This is a genomic window from Pseudomonas sp. NFPP25 (assembly GCF_900116505.1).
Taxonomy (GTDB): Bacteria; Pseudomonadota; Gammaproteobacteria; order Pseudomonadales; family Pseudomonadaceae; genus Aquipseudomonas; species Aquipseudomonas protegens.
On record NZ_FPBG01000002.1, the window covers coordinates 636,107 to 651,567 of the forward strand.

The window sequence follows — 15,461 nt, forward strand, 5'->3', positions numbered from 1 at the left end:
GGCCCCGCGGGCCTTTTCGCAGCCTCGCAGGCTCGGCAGCGGCTACAGAGGGGGAGGCACGCCCCTCAGAAGAGCTGAGTGAACAACCAGTACAGGCTGCCGGACAGCAGGATCGCCGCCGGCAGGGTCAGCACCCAGGCCATGGCCAGGTTGCGGATGGTGCGCATCTGTAAGCCGCCGCCATTGGCCACCATGGTCCCGGCCACCCCCGAGGACAGCACATGGGTGGTGGACACCGGCAGGCCGAACATGTCCGCCGCGCCGATGGTCAGCATCGCCACGGTTTCCGCCGAGGCGCCCTGGGCGTAGGTCAGGTGGGTCTTGCCGATCTTTTCGCCAACGGTGACCACGATGCGCTTCCAGCCCACCATGGTGCCCAGGCCAAGGGCGATGGCCACGGCGATCTTCACCCACAGCGGAATGAAGCGCGTGGCGTTGTCGATCTGTTGCTTGAACAGTTGCAGCTTGTCTCGGGTGTCCTGGTCGAAGTGGCCTACCTGATTCTTGTCCATCAGGCGGATCGCCTCGCTGGTCAGGTACATGTCGTTGCGCACGTTGCCCATGGCTTCGGCGGGCACCTTGGCCAGCGAACCGTAGCCCTTCACTTCAGTGCCGATGGCGCCGGTCAGGGCGGCCAGCGCGGGGATCAGTTCCGGTGTCGCTTCCTTGCTGCGCATGTACTCGGAGAGCACCGCGCGGGAATCGGCCGGCGCCGGTTGCGGGGCACTCTTCACCAGGGCCTGCTGGGTGACTTCGGCCACCGCGGCGAATTGCAGCGACTGGTCGGCGGGCATGGTGCGGTTCAAGGCGTAGGCCATGGGCAGGGTGCCCACCAGGATCAGCATGATCAGGCCCATGCCTTTCTGGCCGTCGTTGGAACCGTGGGCGAAGGACACGCCGGTGCAGGTCAGGATCAGCAGCCCGCGAATCCACCAGGGCGGCGGTGCGTCGCCCTTGGGTGCCTTGTACAGGGCACGGTTCTTGACGAACAGGCGCAGGGCCAACAGCAGCAGGGCGGCGAACACGAAGCCGATCAGGGGCGAGAACAGCAGGGCGTAGCCGACCTTGGTGGCCTGGCCCCAGTCCACGCCGCTGGTGCCGTCGCGGCCATGCATCAGGGCATTGGCCACGCCGACACCGATGATCGAGCCGATCAGGGTGTGGGAAGACGAAGCCGGCAGGCCCAGCCACCAGGTGCCGAGGTTCCATAGGATGGCGGCGATCAGCAGGGCGAAGATCATCGCGAAACCGGCGGAGGAACCCACCTGCAGGATGAGTTCCACCGGCAGCAGGGCGATGATGCCGAAAGCCACCGCGCCGCTGGACAGCAGTACGCCGAGGAAGTTGAACAGGCCGGACCAGACCACCGCGAACTGCGGCGGCAGCGAGTGGGTGTAGATCACCGTGGCCACGGCGTTGGCGGTGTCATGGAAACCGTTGACGAACTCGAAGCCCAGGGCGATCAGCAACGCCACGCCCAGGAGCAGGAACGGGGTCCAGGTGGTGACCGTGGTGCCCAGCTCGTGCATGTCGTGCACCAGGCTGTAGGCGGTGAACAACAAGCCCATGGCCAGCACCGCGAAGAAGGCGACGAGGGTGAAGGGGCCGGGCTTTTTATCCAGTTGCGGTTTGCTGTCGAGGTTGGACGAAGCGGCAGTCAGGGACGGGGTGGCCATTGCTGGACAATCCTGTGGCGAGAAGGAGTGCTGCCCATGATCGTTGCTGAATGTTACAGGGAGGCTGCCTCAGGTCATGGTTTACGCAATTGAGCCGTTCCGTTGATCAGATCGATCACGCACGACCATCCCTCCATCCCGCTCATCCCGCAGGAGCCGGCTTGCCGGCGAAGAGGCCCTCAAGCCAAGCACCTGCCTTGGCAGACGCCTTCGCCGGCAAGCCGGCTCCTACAAGGTGGGGTCAGTAGTCCTGGCGTTTGCGAAAGGCCCAGCGCCCGGCGATCACGGTGAAAGTGGCCACCAGCGCTACCAGGATCCAGAAGCCCTCCGGGTCGCCGGAGAACGGAATGCCACCGACGTTCATGCCAAAGAAACCGGCGATGATGTTGATCGGCAACGCCAGCACCGTGACCACCGTCAGGGTGAACAGGGTGCGGTTGGTCTGTTCGTTGAGGTTGGCGGCGATCTCTTCCTGCAGCAGCTTGATCCGCTCCCCCAGGGCGGTGAGGTCGTTGATGATCAGGGCGAACTCTTCGGTGGACTTGCGCAGCTCCTTGACGTCTTCCTTTTGCAACCATTGCGGCGGGCGGTTGAGCAGGCGCAGCAGCGAGCCCGGCTCCAGGGCCAGCAGCCGTTGCAGGCGCACCAGCACCCGGCGCATGGCCCCCAGTTCGGCACGGTTGGTGGAGACCCGGGCCGCCAGCAACTGGTCCTCGATCTGATCCACGCTGAGGCTGGTCCGGCGCACGATCTGGGTCAGCACTTCGCCCTGGTCCCGTAGCAGGTGCACCAGCAGTTCCAGGGGCGAGCGAAAGCGTTCTCCGGCCTTGACCGAGGAGCGCAGCTTGTCCACCGAGTGCAGCGGCTGCAGGCGGGCGCTGACGATCAGGCGGCTGCGGGCGCAGACCCAGAGGGTGGAGATGTCCGAGGAAACCATGCTGCCGAAGTTGAACACCACGTCGTTGACCACCGCCAGCAGGGCCGAATCCACCTGTTCGATGCGGGTCGAGCGCGAGCCTTCGTGCAGGGCCTCGAAGAATTCGTCGGGCAATTGCAGGTGGGACTTCATCCAGCGCTCGCACGCGGCGTGAGCCAGGTTCAGGTGCAGCCAGAGGAACTCCTCGCTGTCCTCGGGGTGTTGCAGGGCTTGCAGGGCTTTAGCCGAGTCCAGTTCGCGGCCCCGTTCGCCGGGGCGAAAGCTGAAACCGTAGAGCAGGCCGAACAGATCGGAATCACGGTGACTCTGGTCGATGCTGTGGTTCATGGAGTCTCGCAGGAGGGACAGTGCCTGGCGCGGGTTTCTCAGGTTCACTTGAGCCCCATCATGGCAAGGCTTTTTGACATTTTTGTGACGTTTTGAAGTGCATGATGGAGCCCGTCATACCGATGGTCGGCGGCACTCAAGATTGTCTTGCGCAGGCCGATCACACTCCTACGCTGCACTCATTCGACCCCTCTCGAATGCGCCTTACAGGGATGTTCGGCACTACGCATGCCTTCATCGGGCCTGCTCTATCCCTGCCATGAGATCTCCTCGATGTTTTTGCAAAAATCCCTGAGAGCGCAAATCCTTGCCCTGCTGAGCGGTAGCCTGCTGGCGATGTTGTTGATCGCCCTGGCGAGTTTTCATTTGCTGTCCGGTGGCGTGCAGAGCTACCGCGAGCTGATAGAAGGTCCGCTGCGCAGTTCGCAGTTGATCGACGAGGCCAACCTGCAGTTCAAGAGCCAGGTGCAGGAGTGGAAGAACGTATTGTTGCGGGGCAAGCAGCCCCAGGAGTTGAACAAGTACTGGCAGCAGTTCGAAGACCGCCAGCGCGATGTGCAGAACATCCTCGGCCAGCTGGTGCAGACCCCCGGGCTGGACGCCTCCCTCAAGAGCCGGGTGCAGCGCCTGGCGGATGAGCACCGGCAGTTGGGTTCGGCCTACCAGAAGGGCCGCGATGCCTATGTGGCCGGCGGTGCCGATCCGAGTGCCGGCGATGCCGCGGTCAAGGGCGTGGACCGGGCCACCAGCGAGCAGATGAGCGAACTGGTGACCGAGCTGCGCCAGCACGGCGACCGGCAGTCCGCCGAGATCAGTGCAGCGGCCGACCGCACGGTGTGGCTGGGTATTCTGGTGATGCTGGCTTCCGGTTTGCTGATCGGCCTGCTCAGCCTGTGGCTGGTCAATCGCAGCCTGGTGCAGCCGATCCGTCAGTTGATCGACTATGTCGCCCAGCTCAGCCGCGGCCAACTGGCCCAGCGGGTGGCCAGCGAGCGTCAGGATGAACTGGGCAAGCTGGCGATGGCCGCCAACACCCTGCGGGATTTCCTGGCCCAGACCTTCGCCAGCTTGCAGCGCAGTGCCTCGGACCTGGACAGTTCCAGCGGCGAGCTCAACTCCATCGCCACCCTGATGTCCCAGGGCACCAACGAGCAGTTCAACCGCACGGACCAGGTGGCCACGGCGATGAACGAGATGTCCGCCACCGCCCAGGAAGTGGCGCGCCACGCCGCCGACGCCGCTCGTGCCGCAGACGATGCCGACCAGTCGGCGCAGCAGGGCGAACAGGTGATGCAGCAGACCATCCACAGCATCACCCAGATGCGTGGCGAGATTGCCAACACCGCCACCGTGATCCGCCGGCTGGAGGCCGACAGCGGGCGCATCGGCAAGGTCCTGGAAGTGATCCAGGGCATTGCCGAACAGACCAACCTGCTGGCCCTCAACGCGGCCATCGAAGCAGCCCGGGCCGGTGAGGCCGGGCGCGGTTTTGCCGTGGTCGCCGATGAAGTGCGCAGCCTGGCGCAGCGCACCGCGGCCTCGATCACCGAGATCAACCAGATCATCCAGAGCGTGCAGACCGGGGCCGTGGATGCGGCCCAGGCCATCGAGAGCGGCCAGTCCCGCAGCGAGCAGAGCGTGCAGCAGGTGACCGAGGCCGGGGCCATGCTCGAGCGCATCACCGAAGCGGTGGAAGCGATTCGCGACATGAACCGGCAGATCGCGACCGCCGCCGAGGAGCAGACGTCGGTGGCCGAGGACATTTCCCGCAACCTCACCGAGATCACGTCCATCGCCAGTACCAATCTGGACAACGTGCAGCGCACCGAGGCGGCGAGCCGCAATCTGCACGGCCTGTCGGGGCAGTTGAGCGAGGTCACGGCGCGCTTGAGCGCCTGAGGTCGGCCGGGGTGTATCGGCCTGCTTACCAGGCCGATACACGATCACTCTCAAGTGGCCGGGGCGGGTGTCGATGACCGGGTATCTTCACACCCGACAGGACTCACACCATGGTCAGCATCACTTCCATCGCGATCAACCAGCCCCAGGTCAGCCCGAGCAAGACCCGCATCGCCGGCAGTTCGGACAGCGACACTTCAGCGACCTCCACCGCCAGTACCACTGCTGCCAGCGACGCGACCAAGGCGCCGGCCACGGGTGCTGGCGCGGCCGGCGGCAGTTCCAGCAGCGATGATTCCAGCAGCGACTCGGTCAAGCAGTTGCGCAAGCAGATCGCTGAACTGCAAAAGCAATTGCAGGAGCAACAGCAGCAGTTGCAGGCCGCGCAGAGCCAGCAGGAAAGTGCCGATGCCAAGGCCGCGCAAGTAGCGGCAGCCCAGGCTCAGGTGGCCAGCACCAGCGCTTCGTTGCAGACCGCCACCGCGGCCTTGTTCCAGGCCCTGCAGCAATCCCAGAGCAGTACTGCGGGCTCCCTGGTCAGCACCAGTGCCTGACTGATCCGCACGCCCCAACGCACAAGGCCGCGCTCCCGAAGCGGGGCGCGGCCTTGTAGGGGCGGGGGGGGTTACTTGTCTTGCTTGTTGCTCAGGACCTTGCCGGTCTTGGCATCCAGGTCCACGTCCCACTCGATGCCTTTGCTGTCGCGCAGTTCCACCTGGTAGACGTAGGCGCCAGTGGCGGTCTGCTCGAGCTCGGTGTCGGTGATGCTGGCGGCGGTGGTGCCCGGGTGCTGGGCGAGGGCGGCCTGGTTGAGTTTTTCCAGGTCCATGATGGCGCCGGACTTGAGCAGGCCGGGGATCAGGTCCGGGCGCACATCGGCCTGGGCCAGGCCAGCGGTCAGGGTCAGGGCGGCGGCTGCGAACAGGGCGGAGAACTTGGTCATGGGTTGATTCCTTGGGGTGATGGGTTTCGATGGGCACAGGTTAGCCAACGCAACTTAATTCACCCTTAATTCAGGTCACTCTTTGCGTCGTTTGTTCAAGCCGCGCCCCGGCATCGGGTCGCAAGCTGCGGTTTTCCCTACAGGAGCTGCAGCAAATGAAACGAATGCTTGCATGGTTGTACGCACCCTTGGTGTTTGCCGGGTTCATCGGCGCCGGGGTGTGGTGGATGAGTGCTGGGCCGGCGTCTGCCAGCGGGTTGTTGGGGGTGTTCGGGGCTGCGCTGGGGGTGTCGTTCCTGGCGGAATGGTGCTTGCCCTATGAGCCTGGCTGGAACCGTACCCAAGGCGACCGCCTGCGCGACAGCCTGCATGCCCTGGTCAATGAAAGCCTCAATGCGCTGGGGCTGCTGGCGTTGCCCGGGCTGGTGGCGCTGCTGGCCCATGATGGGCTCTGGCCCCAGGGCTGGCCGCTCTGGGGGCAGTTGCTGCTGGCCATCGTGATCGCTGATTGCGGCATTACCCTGGCCCACTACGCCAGTCACCGCCTGGCCTGGCTCTGGCGTTTGCATGCGGTGCATCACAGTGTGCAGCGCATGTACGGTTTCAATGGCTTGCTCAAGCATCCCCTGCACCAGTTGATCGAAGCTTCGGCCGGGCTGCTGCCGCTGGTGTTGCTGGGCATCCCGCTGCCGGTGGCGCAGTTGCTGGCCCTGGCCATTGCCGTCCAGCTGCTGTTGCAGCATTCCAATGTCGACATGCGCCTGGGGCCTTTGCGCTGGATCTTCGCCTGGGCACCGGTGCATCGCTTTCACCACATGAAGTACGGACGCGCCGGGGATGTGAACTTCGGGCTGTTCTTCAATCTCTGGGACTGGCTGCTGGGCACCGCGTTTTATCGCGATGACTATTGCATGCGCCAGGGCGACCTGGGGATTGGCAGCCGTGCCGACTACCCGGTGGATTACTGGCCGCAGTTGCTGGAGCCGTTCAAGGCCCAGCGCTATGGGGCAGAACCCGTGGTGCCCGAGCAGTTGCGCCGGCGCGTCAGACCAGCAAGCGGGGCTTGAGGTGCTTGAGGGCCTGGCTGGCGGTGACGCCGAACAGGCTCTTCAGGGTGCGGGAGAAGTGCGCGCTGTCGGCGAACCCGGCGCCGTGTGCCGCGCCAGTGTGGGTCTGGCCCTCCAGCACCAGGGCCATGGCCAGGCGCAGGCGGCGCCAGAGCACCAGGCGCCTTACCGGCAGGCCGACGTCACGGGCGAACAGACGCTCCAGCTGGCTCAGGGATACATGGGCCCGGGCCGCCAGTTGCGCGGCGGCCACCTTGCCCTCCAGGGCGGCATCCACGGCGTGCAGTGCCCGCGCTACACGTGGGTCGGCAACGGGCTGGCGCGGGCAACGGCGCAGCGCCGCTTCCAGGCCGGGCAGTGAGGGGGCGGCGCCACTGACGCATGCTTGCAGGTCTTCGACGGCGATCAGCAGCGGCTCGGCGTACACCGTGAAGGCCTGCTCGGGAGCCTGAACGATGGCGTGGCGCTGCAAGGCCGGGATCAACAGGTAATGAGCACTCTGCAGCCCGCCCGCGAGCGCCACCGTGACCGGTTGCCCGGGGGCGATGATCAGCTGATGGGCATAGTGGGCATGGGGCTCGGTTGGCCCCATCGCCCCGTGGATCAGGCCGAAATCCCGGCCCAGCCAGAGCTCGCCGTGCCAGTGCGAAACCGCCATTCAGTAACCGCTGGCGTCCAGCAATTGCGCCACGCTGGCACTGGCCGGCCGCTTGAAGTACTTGAGCAGTTCGGCACTGCGGTTGGTGAAGATGCCATCGACCCCGGCATCCATGACCTTCTTGAAGTCCACCGGCTCGTCGATGGTGTAGACGTGCACCAGCAGGCCCTGGTCGTGGGTGTACTGGTTCATCCAGGGTTGCACCAGGTCCGAGTAGCTCTGCTCGCCACCGCCGGTCAGGGCCGCGGAAGGGCCGGTGCCGATGGCACCCTGGGCCTTGGCGAAATCCACCCAGCGCTTGAACTCGGCCTGGTCCTTGGGCTGCTGCCGGGCATAGAACGCGGCCTTGTCGGTTTCGCCGCTGCTGGCGAAGCTCTGGCCGGACGCGGGTTCGATACTACCGGGCGCGACCCAAAGCAACAGTACTTTCGGCACGTTGGGCATTGCCTGGTGCAGCAGTTCCAGGCTGTGCTTGTCGAAGGTCTGCAGTACCACCTTGCCCTTGCCCTGGCCCACCGCCAGTTCGCTTTTCGCCAGCTTGGAACCGGCCGGGCTCAGCCAGCCACGGTCCTGGAGTTTTTCCTTGAGGTCGTGCTCGATACCGGGGAACAGCTGGGGTTCCTTGGTCTCGATATACAGCCCGGGCTTGTGCTGCGCATTGCCCTGGGCGATGTCGATGATTTCATCCAGGGTGAGGATCTTCAGCCCGGCAAAGCCCGGTCGCGCCCGCTCCGGGTGGGCCTGGTTGAACCAGCTGCCGGCGTCGAGGGTTTTCAGTTCCGCCATGGTGAAGGCGTTGGCCGGGCTGTCCTTGCGTTCGGGGAATTTCTGCGCCACGTCGGTGGTGCGTTGCAGGTTGTTGTCGTGCAGGGCGAAGAGCACGCCATCCTTGCTGCGTTGCAGGTCCATTTCCAGGTAGTCGGCGCCCAGGTCCCGGGCCAGCGTGTAGGAAGCCGCGGTGGATTCGGGGGTATCGAAAGAGGCGCCGCGGTGGGCGATCACCGCTGGCTGTGGAATCCCCTGGCGAGCGGCCAGGGCGTCCGGGTCAGGCTGTTCAGAGGCCTGGGCCAGTCCGCAAGCGAGCATCAGGCCCAGCATCAGGGCACAAGGGGTGAAGGTCGCGGGCATGCTCGAAATCCTTTCGTGGGGGCGTGTACAAGGGGATATCTTTTAGCAACTCGATGACGCTTGTGCTATCTCCAGAGCGACATAAATCCCTCTCATTTGCATTTTTCAGCGCTTTTTTCCGGCGCTTTGCAGTACTCTTGGGCGCTGCAGTTTCCCCATCAGAGGGAGGCCCTGAAAACTCCGCTGTCCCTTGCCTCGCGTGTAGACCATTGATCACCTGTCCTGCGGGACTCTAGTGAGGTTTACCATGAGCATCACCTCCGAACTCATCTGTCAGGCTGCCGACCAGCTCAAGGGCTTTGTCGGCTTCAATCGCAAGACCGGTCGCTATATCGTGCGCTTCAGCGAAGACTCCTTTGGCATGGACGTGGCCGACGACGCCATCGTGCCGGCCCACGAGTTTGTCTGGGCGCCGGTGTCGGACCAGGCCATGAGCCTCAAGCGCGAGCAGATCCAGCTGCTGCTGGATCAGAACATCGACGACCGGATCAATATCAGCGAGCCGCTGCGGGTATACATGCGCCGCAGCGATTTGCCGGAAATCCAGGCGGTGCGCAGCCTGCTGTCGACCACGCAGGGCTGATGCGTGCCCCCGAGCCGTCACCCGGGCGGCTCGGGAATCCGTGCCTGAAGCGGGCTCAGCCTGGAAAGCCGTAAGCCCGTTGGACCTTGCTCACCCGGGTGCTGAACTGGCGATACCACTGTGCCCGACCGCGCTCGCGGATCGCGCTGTGTTCGGGGTGCTGCTTCCAGGCCAGGATCGCCGCTTCGCTGCTCCAGTACGACACGGTGATGCCGAAGCCGTCCTCACCTCGTGCCGATTCGACCCCGAGAAACCCCGGCTGCTGGCGCGCCAGTTCGAGCATGCGTTCGGCTGCCTGTTCATAGGCGGGGTCGGCTTCACCGCGCTGGGAACTGAAAATCACGGCGTAGTAGGGCGGTGCGGGAGTCCGGTCAGTCATGCTTGGCACTCCCGGCAGGCCGTGAGCAACGCCCTGACCAGAGGCGGTGTGCGGTCCTGGAGGGCCGCGCGCTCGGGTTGGAACAGGGTGGCGACGAAGAACGGATGCTCGTCCAGTTCCAGGCTGCGCAGGTCGCCGGCGCTGTCATGGCCAGTGGGGAGCAAGGTGCCGCTGAGCAGGGCGCCAGCGAAGTCCGGATTGACGCCATAGCGGCAGCGATAACCTTCCTCGATGCAGGTTGTGCCGTAGGCCCTGGCGATGCGGCTGTTGGCGCGCAACTGAATCGAGTCCCGGGCTTCCACCAGGGCGCAACTCAAGGGCGTGAGCAGCACGCGCTCGGCGTCGGGCGCGGTTTCGCCGTGTTCAGCATCGGCCCAGCCCAGCACATTGCGGGCGTATTCCAGGACCGCGTGCTGAAAGCCGCCACAGGTACCGAGAAATGGCCGCTGCTGTTCACGCGCCACGCGGATCGCCAGCAGGGCACCCTCGATGTTGCGGTAGGGGCTGCCGGGGACACACCAGATACCGTGGAAGCCCTCCAGGTCTTTCTCCTGGTGCAGATCGGCGGTTGCCAGCCACTGGTATTCCATTGGGCCGGCACCCTCCTGCGCTGCCCGCTCCAGGGCCAGGGGGATGGCCTGGTGCGCGGTGATCTGTGGGTCGTAATCCCCCACCAGGGCGATACGAATGGTCGGTGCTGGTACCTGTGGATGCATGGAACTCTCCGGTTGTGACCCTGACTTGTCGATGGCCTGGGCCCACTATAAATTGGCGCCTACGCAATCAATATTGGCGTTTACCCAAATGATCATTGCACCAGCGCACTATCAGTTGGACTACCCCGATCTCTCATTGATCCTGGCCCTGGTTCGCGGCGGCTCCCTGGCGCGTGCTGCGGCCCTGCTCAAGGTCGATGTCTCGACGGTGTTTCGCGCCGTGCGCCGGCTGGAGGCCGGGCTGGGCCAGCAGTTGTTCGACAAGAGCCGCGCCGGCTACTTGCCCACCAGCCTGGCCCAGGCCCTGGCGCAGCAGGCAGAACATGCTGAACAGGCCCTGGAAGCGGCGCGTATCGGCGTGGCCCGGGGCGGCGAAGTGGTCAGCGGCACGGTACGCCTGACTTGTACCGATTCGGTGTTGCAAGGCCTGTTGCTGCCGGCCCTGGCGCAGTTCATGGCGAACTACCCGGCACTGGTCATCGAGCTGTGCACGTCCAATGATTTCGCCAATCTCAACCGGCGTGATGCGGATATTGCCGTGCGCCTGACCGCGAGGCCTCCAGAGCACCTGGTGGGGCGCTGCCTGGGGGCGGTGTCCTACCGGGTATGCGCCAGCCCGGCCTATCGGCAACGGGTTGACTGCACTGATCTGTCGCGGCTGGCCTGGATCGCCCCGGACGATTTCCTGCCCGATCACCCCACCGTGGTCTGGCGTCGCCAGCAATGGCCCGGCGTACAGCCCAGTTACCGCTGCAACAGCATGCTTTCGGTTACCGAGCTGGTGCGCGCTGGCCTGGGCGTGGCCGCGCTGCCGGATTTCCTGGTGGGCAGTGCCGGGCTGGAAGCGTTGAGTGAACCCCTGGGCCAGGAAACCGCCCTGTGGCTGCTGACCCGCCCGGACTGTCGGGCCTTGCGTTCGGTGGTGACACTGTTCGACGAGTTGGCGCGGCACCTGCGCTGGCCCTGAGGCCTTCAGGCCTTGGGTTGATCCTTGCGCACGAAATGCTCATGCATCTCACTGGTGAGATTCTCGATGCGCTCGGTCAGTTGCTTGGTCATTTCGGTCAGGCGGGTGTTCTGTTCCAGCAGCTCCATCAGTTGCGTGGTGGTCTGTGCGGCCTGGGCCTGGCGTTCGCTGTTGGCAACGGCCAGGGCTTCGCGGTGCTGCGCATCGGCATCCGCCTGGGCCTTGTCCCGCGCGGCCTGGCGGGTCTGTGCGAGGAGAATCAGCGGGGCGGCATAGGCCGATTGCAGGCTGAAGGCCAGGTTCAGCAGGATGAAGGGATAGACGTCGAAATGGGTGACGCCGGTCAGGTTCAGGGCCACCCAGACCAGTACCACCAGGGTTTGTGCGCCGAGGAAGGTCGGGGTGCCGAAGAACCGGGCGAAGGCTTCGGCCTTCAGGGCGAAGTTATCGGTGCCGAAGGTCGGCGCCAGGTGGGCATGGGCGCGATGAAAGCGCAGGTGGTCGATGACCGGAGTGGGTTTCTTCGGGATGTCGCTGGAACTCATGATGGCCTCCGCCAGGCACTGGGACGTCAGGCCACTATAGCCTCCCGGGCCAGGCCCGACGTCGCTCTCGACGCCGGGGAAGCCTGCCCTCAGGGGGCGCCGCGTTCGTTGGCGAACATGCTCACGGCCTCTACCGCCTCGCTGGCACCGTCGCGAATCTGCAGGATCACCGTGCCCGCCTGATCCGCCAGTTGCACGCCCTTGGCCGCCCGCTCCCGGGTACCGTCCATGCTCTTGATGGCTTGCTGCGTTTCGTTCTGGATCATGTCGATCATGCTGGAGATTTCCGCCGTCGAGCCGCTGGTGCGCGCCGCCAATTGCCGGACTTCATCGGCCACCACGGCAAAACCACGGCCTTGGTCCCCGGCCCGGGCCGCTTCGATGGCGGCGTTCAGAGCCAGCAGGTTGGTCTGGTCGGCAATGGCGCGGATGGTGTTGACGATGGCGGTGATCTGCTCGGAGCGTTCGCCCAGGCGCGCGATCAGCGATGAAGAGCCCTCGATGTTCTCGGCGATCTGGCGCATTTCGCTGGCGGCTTGCTGGATCACTCCGGTGCCTTGTTCGGCGACTTTACGGGTCTGCACCGAGATGTGATAAGCCTGGCTCGCGCTCTGGGCATCCTGTTCGTGTTTTTCCACCTGCTGGGTGACGTCGGCGGCGTACTTGACCACTTTGCACAGGCGCCCGCTGGCGTCGTAGACCGGGTTGTAGTTGGCTTCCAGCCACAGCGTACGTCCGTGCCTGTCGATCCGCTCGAACTGACCGTTGAAGAACTCACCCCGGTTCAGGCGGTTCCAGAAGTCCTGGTAGGCGCTGCTGTTGATCAGCTCGGGTTTGCAGAACATGCGGTGATGCTTGCCCTTGATCTCGGCCAGGCTGTAGCCCATGCGGCTGAGGAAATTGCTGTTGGCACCGATGATGCTGCCGTCGAGGTTGAACTCGATCACCGCCATGGCCCGGTCGATGGCGTCCAGCTTGTTTCGTGCCTCCACCTCTTCCTGCACTCGGGCGGTGACATCCAGAGCGTACTTGACCACTTTGTACACTGCGCCGGATGCGTCGCGGATGGGGTTGTAGCTGGCTTCCAGCCACAGGCTCTGGCCGTTGCTGGCCACCCGTTCGAAGGTTCCGGATTCGAACTGGCCGCTTCTGAGGCGGTTCCACAATTGCTGGTAGTCGCTGCTGCGAACGTACTCCGGGGTGCAGAACAGGCGGTGCGGCTGGCCTGTCACCTGGTCTTCGCGATAGCCCAGGATCTGGAGAAAGTTGGCGTTGGCTCGCAGGACGTTGCCCTGCAGGTCGAATTCGATCACCGCCATGGAGCGATCGATGGCTTCCAGCAGTCGGGATTGTTCGGCAATGGTTTGCTGCAGGGAATCGATGGTCTTGTTGTGGCGGTTGAATAGCATGGTAGCTGGTGCTCTGTGGGAGAAACGTCGCGTCGATCCCTATTGAGTTCGCCGGTATGCCGAATGCTCCCCAGCGTTCGGCATTATCTGCTCAATGCCAGCGTTCCATGACTGACAGATAAATTCGCAGCGATGACGCGGGCGACGTTGCTGGCGTGCATCGTTGGCCGCATCAAGAGGAGACGTAGTGGCTGCGAATCGATTTAGTTGGATTGATGGGCTACGGCATTTGTCCCCGAATGGAGGTCCTGTGCGGTAGCGAAGTGGCGGCATTATGATGGCAATTGCCGGGATAAATCCAAATAAAGTTGTACAAAAATGTTTTTTACTTCTTTTTTGTATAAGTTTTTTGGGTTTTTATGCCATTTGTGTTTGCCGGGAATGAGCCTCGTCGTCATTGCTGGCAATTCGATTGCGACCACTGTTTTTCGCCAGGTACAGGGCCTTGTCGGCGGCGTTGAGCCAACTTGAAGGGTCCTGGAAATCGCGGTCGAAGGCGGCTAGGCCGATGCTCAGGCTGACTTTCAGTTCAGCCACTTGCGGATGCCGGTACTGGCTGAAGACCTGGCGCAGGCGTTCCATGACCTCCAGTGCCTGCTGGCGGTCCATGCGCGGCAGGATCACGCAGAACTCGTCACCGCCGTAGCGGCCGGCGAGGTCGTCGTGACGCAGGTTGCGCCGCAGTTCGTTGCTCAGATGGCGCAGCACCGTATCGCCGATGATGTGTCCGTAGGTGTCGTTGATCGCCTTGAAGTGGTCGATGTCGATCAGGGCGATGCTGGCATCGATCTGTTGCTGCTGGCATTTGTGGAACTTGATATGCAGCAGGTCTTTCCAGGAGCCGTGGTTGAGCAGACCGGTGAGGCTGTCGGTGCGGCTCAGGGCGCTCAGGGCGCGCTTGTGCTCGGACAGCTTGATCGCCAGCCGGTAGCAGACCATGCCCACGGCCAGCGGATAGAGCGTGAGCATCGGCAGGCAGGCATAGATCTGCAGCGGGCTGATCCGGGTATTGAAGCTGGCGCCGAACAGCGACCAGGACAACAGGACCCCGATGCCCTGGGCCAGAGCGCCACGGATGAACAGACGCACCCCCCCGGCGGCCACATTGTTCATGGCCATCATCGACAGGATGGTGACGGCGGGCAGGGGATTGAACTGCATGGTGGCAGCCCAGAAACCGCCCAGCATCGAGTCGTACAGCAGGTTGCGACGTTCTGCCTGGTAGGGAAAGGCAGAACGGGTGGAGAGTTGATAGGCCAGGTGAGGCCAGAGCAGGCCGTGGAACAGGAGCAGGGCCCAGATCCAACCGGGCAGTGCAAGGGGGTAGAGGGTGGCGAATACACTGATACCGCCGATACCCAGGCCGATGATCCTTGGCCGATAGATGCGCCGGGCAAATGACAGCCCCTTGCCGCGTTGGTTTTCCATAAATTCCTGCACCAGGTTCTGTACTGAAACACCTTGTGGTGTTTTTTCGGCTTAGCCGTTTATCGGATCAGTCTGGTGAATATTGTCATTTATTCCAGTGAGAATAATCAGTGTCCTTCCAAGCCATTTCACAGTGGTGGCGACCGCCGGCTGCGGTTCGGTGAGCATAAGTGCCCCGGGAATTCAGGCCTGGTAGTGGCCCAGGAACATGTCCAGCGCCGACTCGACGACCTGATTTTGCATGCCTGTTGCCAGTGGCGCCTGGCCCATGGTGATCTGCGGCCAGAAGGCGAAGCTCTTGAGCAGGCCGTGCATCTGGGTCGCGGCGAATTCCGGGTCTACCGGCTTGAGGCGACCGTCGGCCAGGGCGCCGCGAATCCACAGGGTCAGGCCTTCTTCCCGTTCGCCAAGCCGCGCCACCATGTTCTGCGCCCGTTCCGGCGAGTGAATGGCTGCGGCGATGGCCACTCGGGCCAGATCGAGAAAGTTGTCGTCCGCCAGCAGTTGCAGCTTGGCCCGCACGACCTTTTCCAACTGCTCGCGCAGGGGCAGGTCGCTGCGGTAGATGATTTCCGATTGCGCGCTGATGCTGGCCCAGAGCTGGTGCAGGATCTCGGCGAACAGTTCCTCCTTGCTGGGGAAGTGGTTGTACACCGTGCGCTTGGACACCCCAGCCGTAGCGGCAATCTTGTCCATGCTGGTGATCTCGAAACCGCTGGTGCGAAATTCACTGATCGCCGCCTGGACGATGGCACTGCGTTTGAGGTCGGTGAGGCGCTTCGGGGCTGTCATAAGTTGG

Annotated in this window: 16 protein-coding genes; 5 read left to right on the forward strand and 11 right to left on the reverse strand. The window is 63.9% G+C overall.

Annotated features, from left to right (window positions below):
- Positions 1 to 65: 65 nt before the first annotated feature.
- The gene (locus BM382_RS09935) at positions 66 to 1,676 is read right to left on the reverse strand and encodes an inorganic phosphate transporter (protein WP_015636700.1); all 1,611 of its coding nucleotides are present in this window, start codon (positions 1,674 to 1,676) and stop codon (positions 66 to 68) included.
- A 241-nt stretch (positions 1,677 to 1,917) separates the two neighbouring features.
- A complete protein-coding gene (locus BM382_RS09940) occupies positions 1,918 to 2,940 on the reverse strand; it encodes a transporter (protein WP_011062801.1) in 1,023 nt (340 codons plus the stop codon).
- A 273-nt stretch (positions 2,941 to 3,213) separates the two neighbouring features.
- Here BM382_RS09940 and BM382_RS09945 point away from each other — a divergent pair, with 273 nt between their 5' ends.
- Both BM382_RS09945 and BM382_RS09950 read left to right on the forward strand, forming a co-directional pair.
- Positions 3,214 to 4,839 carry a methyl-accepting chemotaxis protein gene (locus tag BM382_RS09945; RefSeq protein WP_011062800.1) on the forward strand — a complete coding sequence of 542 codons (1,626 nt, stop codon included), beginning with the start codon at positions 3,214 to 3,216 and terminating at the stop codon, positions 4,837 to 4,839.
- A gap of 110 nt (positions 4,840 to 4,949) precedes the next feature.
- Positions 4,950 to 5,393 carry a hypothetical protein gene (locus tag BM382_RS09950; RefSeq protein WP_072442739.1) on the forward strand — a complete coding sequence of 148 codons (444 nt, stop codon included), beginning with the start codon at positions 4,950 to 4,952 and terminating at the stop codon, positions 5,391 to 5,393.
- A gap of 71 nt (positions 5,394 to 5,464) precedes the next feature.
- Here the strand turns inward: BM382_RS09950 and BM382_RS09955 are convergent, their stop codons facing one another.
- A complete protein-coding gene (locus tag BM382_RS09955; protein ID WP_011062798.1) occupies positions 5,465 to 5,782 on the reverse strand; it encodes a PepSY domain-containing protein in 318 nt (105 codons plus the stop codon).
- A gap of 155 nt (positions 5,783 to 5,937) precedes the next feature.
- Here BM382_RS09955 and BM382_RS09960 point away from each other — a divergent pair, with 155 nt between their 5' ends.
- A complete protein-coding gene (locus BM382_RS09960) occupies positions 5,938 to 6,849 on the forward strand; it encodes a sterol desaturase family protein (RefSeq protein ID WP_072442741.1) in 912 nt (303 codons plus the stop codon).
- On the opposite strand, the gene BM382_RS09965 is transcribed toward BM382_RS09960, so the two are convergent.
- On the reverse strand, positions 6,827 to 7,507 hold the full coding sequence (locus BM382_RS09965) for a helix-turn-helix domain-containing protein (protein WP_072442743.1): 681 nt from the start codon (positions 7,505 to 7,507) through the stop codon (positions 6,827 to 6,829). The genes BM382_RS09960 and BM382_RS09965 overlap by 23 nt on opposite strands.
- Positions 7,508 to 8,635, reverse strand: a complete 1,128-nt coding sequence (locus BM382_RS09970; RefSeq protein ID WP_072442745.1) for a glycerophosphodiester phosphodiesterase — start codon at positions 8,633 to 8,635, stop codon at positions 7,508 to 7,510. It lies immediately after the preceding gene.
- Between the two features lie 247 nt (positions 8,636 to 8,882).
- On the opposite strand from BM382_RS09970, the gene BM382_RS09975 reads away from it, so the two are divergent.
- The gene (locus tag BM382_RS09975) at positions 8,883 to 9,218 is read left to right on the forward strand and encodes a DUF2025 family protein (protein WP_011062794.1); all 336 of its coding nucleotides are present in this window, start codon (positions 8,883 to 8,885) and stop codon (positions 9,216 to 9,218) included.
- Between the two features lie 55 nt (positions 9,219 to 9,273).
- On the opposite strand, the gene BM382_RS09980 is transcribed toward BM382_RS09975, so the two are convergent.
- Both BM382_RS09980 and BM382_RS09985 read right to left on the reverse strand, forming a co-directional pair.
- Positions 9,274 to 9,597, reverse strand: a complete 324-nt coding sequence (locus BM382_RS09980; RefSeq protein ID WP_011062793.1) for an antibiotic biosynthesis monooxygenase family protein — start codon at positions 9,595 to 9,597, stop codon at positions 9,274 to 9,276.
- The gene (locus tag BM382_RS09985) at positions 9,594 to 10,313 is read right to left on the reverse strand and encodes a CTP synthase C-terminal region-related (seleno)protein (protein WP_072442747.1); all 720 of its coding nucleotides are present in this window, start codon (positions 10,311 to 10,313) and stop codon (positions 9,594 to 9,596) included. The genes BM382_RS09980 and BM382_RS09985 overlap by 4 nt, the downstream gene beginning before the upstream one ends.
- A gap of 88 nt (positions 10,314 to 10,401) precedes the next feature.
- Here BM382_RS09985 and BM382_RS09990 point away from each other — a divergent pair, with 88 nt between their 5' ends.
- Entirely contained in the window at positions 10,402 to 11,280 is an 879-nt protein-coding gene (locus BM382_RS09990; protein ID WP_011062791.1) for a LysR family transcriptional regulator, read from the forward strand.
- 5 nt (positions 11,281 to 11,285) lie between these two features.
- Here the strand turns inward: BM382_RS09990 and BM382_RS09995 are convergent, their stop codons facing one another.
- The 4 genes from BM382_RS09995 to BM382_RS10010 form a co-directional block, all read right to left on the reverse strand.
- Complete coding sequence (locus tag BM382_RS09995) at positions 11,286 to 11,825, reverse strand: DUF1003 domain-containing protein (protein ID WP_072442749.1); 540 nt, start codon at positions 11,823 to 11,825, stop codon at positions 11,286 to 11,288.
- 89 nt (positions 11,826 to 11,914) lie between these two features.
- Positions 11,915 to 13,234: a methyl-accepting chemotaxis protein gene (locus BM382_RS10000; protein WP_072442752.1), complete on the reverse strand. Its 1,320-nt coding sequence runs from the start codon at positions 13,232 to 13,234 to the stop codon at positions 11,915 to 11,917.
- Between the two features lie 357 nt (positions 13,235 to 13,591).
- Positions 13,592 to 14,662 (reverse strand): diguanylate cyclase, encoded by a 1,071-nt coding sequence (locus BM382_RS10005; protein ID WP_072442754.1) that lies wholly within the window; start codon positions 14,660 to 14,662, stop codon positions 13,592 to 13,594.
- A gap of 183 nt (positions 14,663 to 14,845) precedes the next feature.
- On the reverse strand, positions 14,846 to 15,454 hold the full coding sequence (locus tag BM382_RS10010) for a TetR/AcrR family transcriptional regulator (RefSeq protein WP_011062787.1): 609 nt from the start codon (positions 15,452 to 15,454) through the stop codon (positions 14,846 to 14,848).
- Positions 15,455 to 15,461 lie beyond the last annotated feature (7 nt).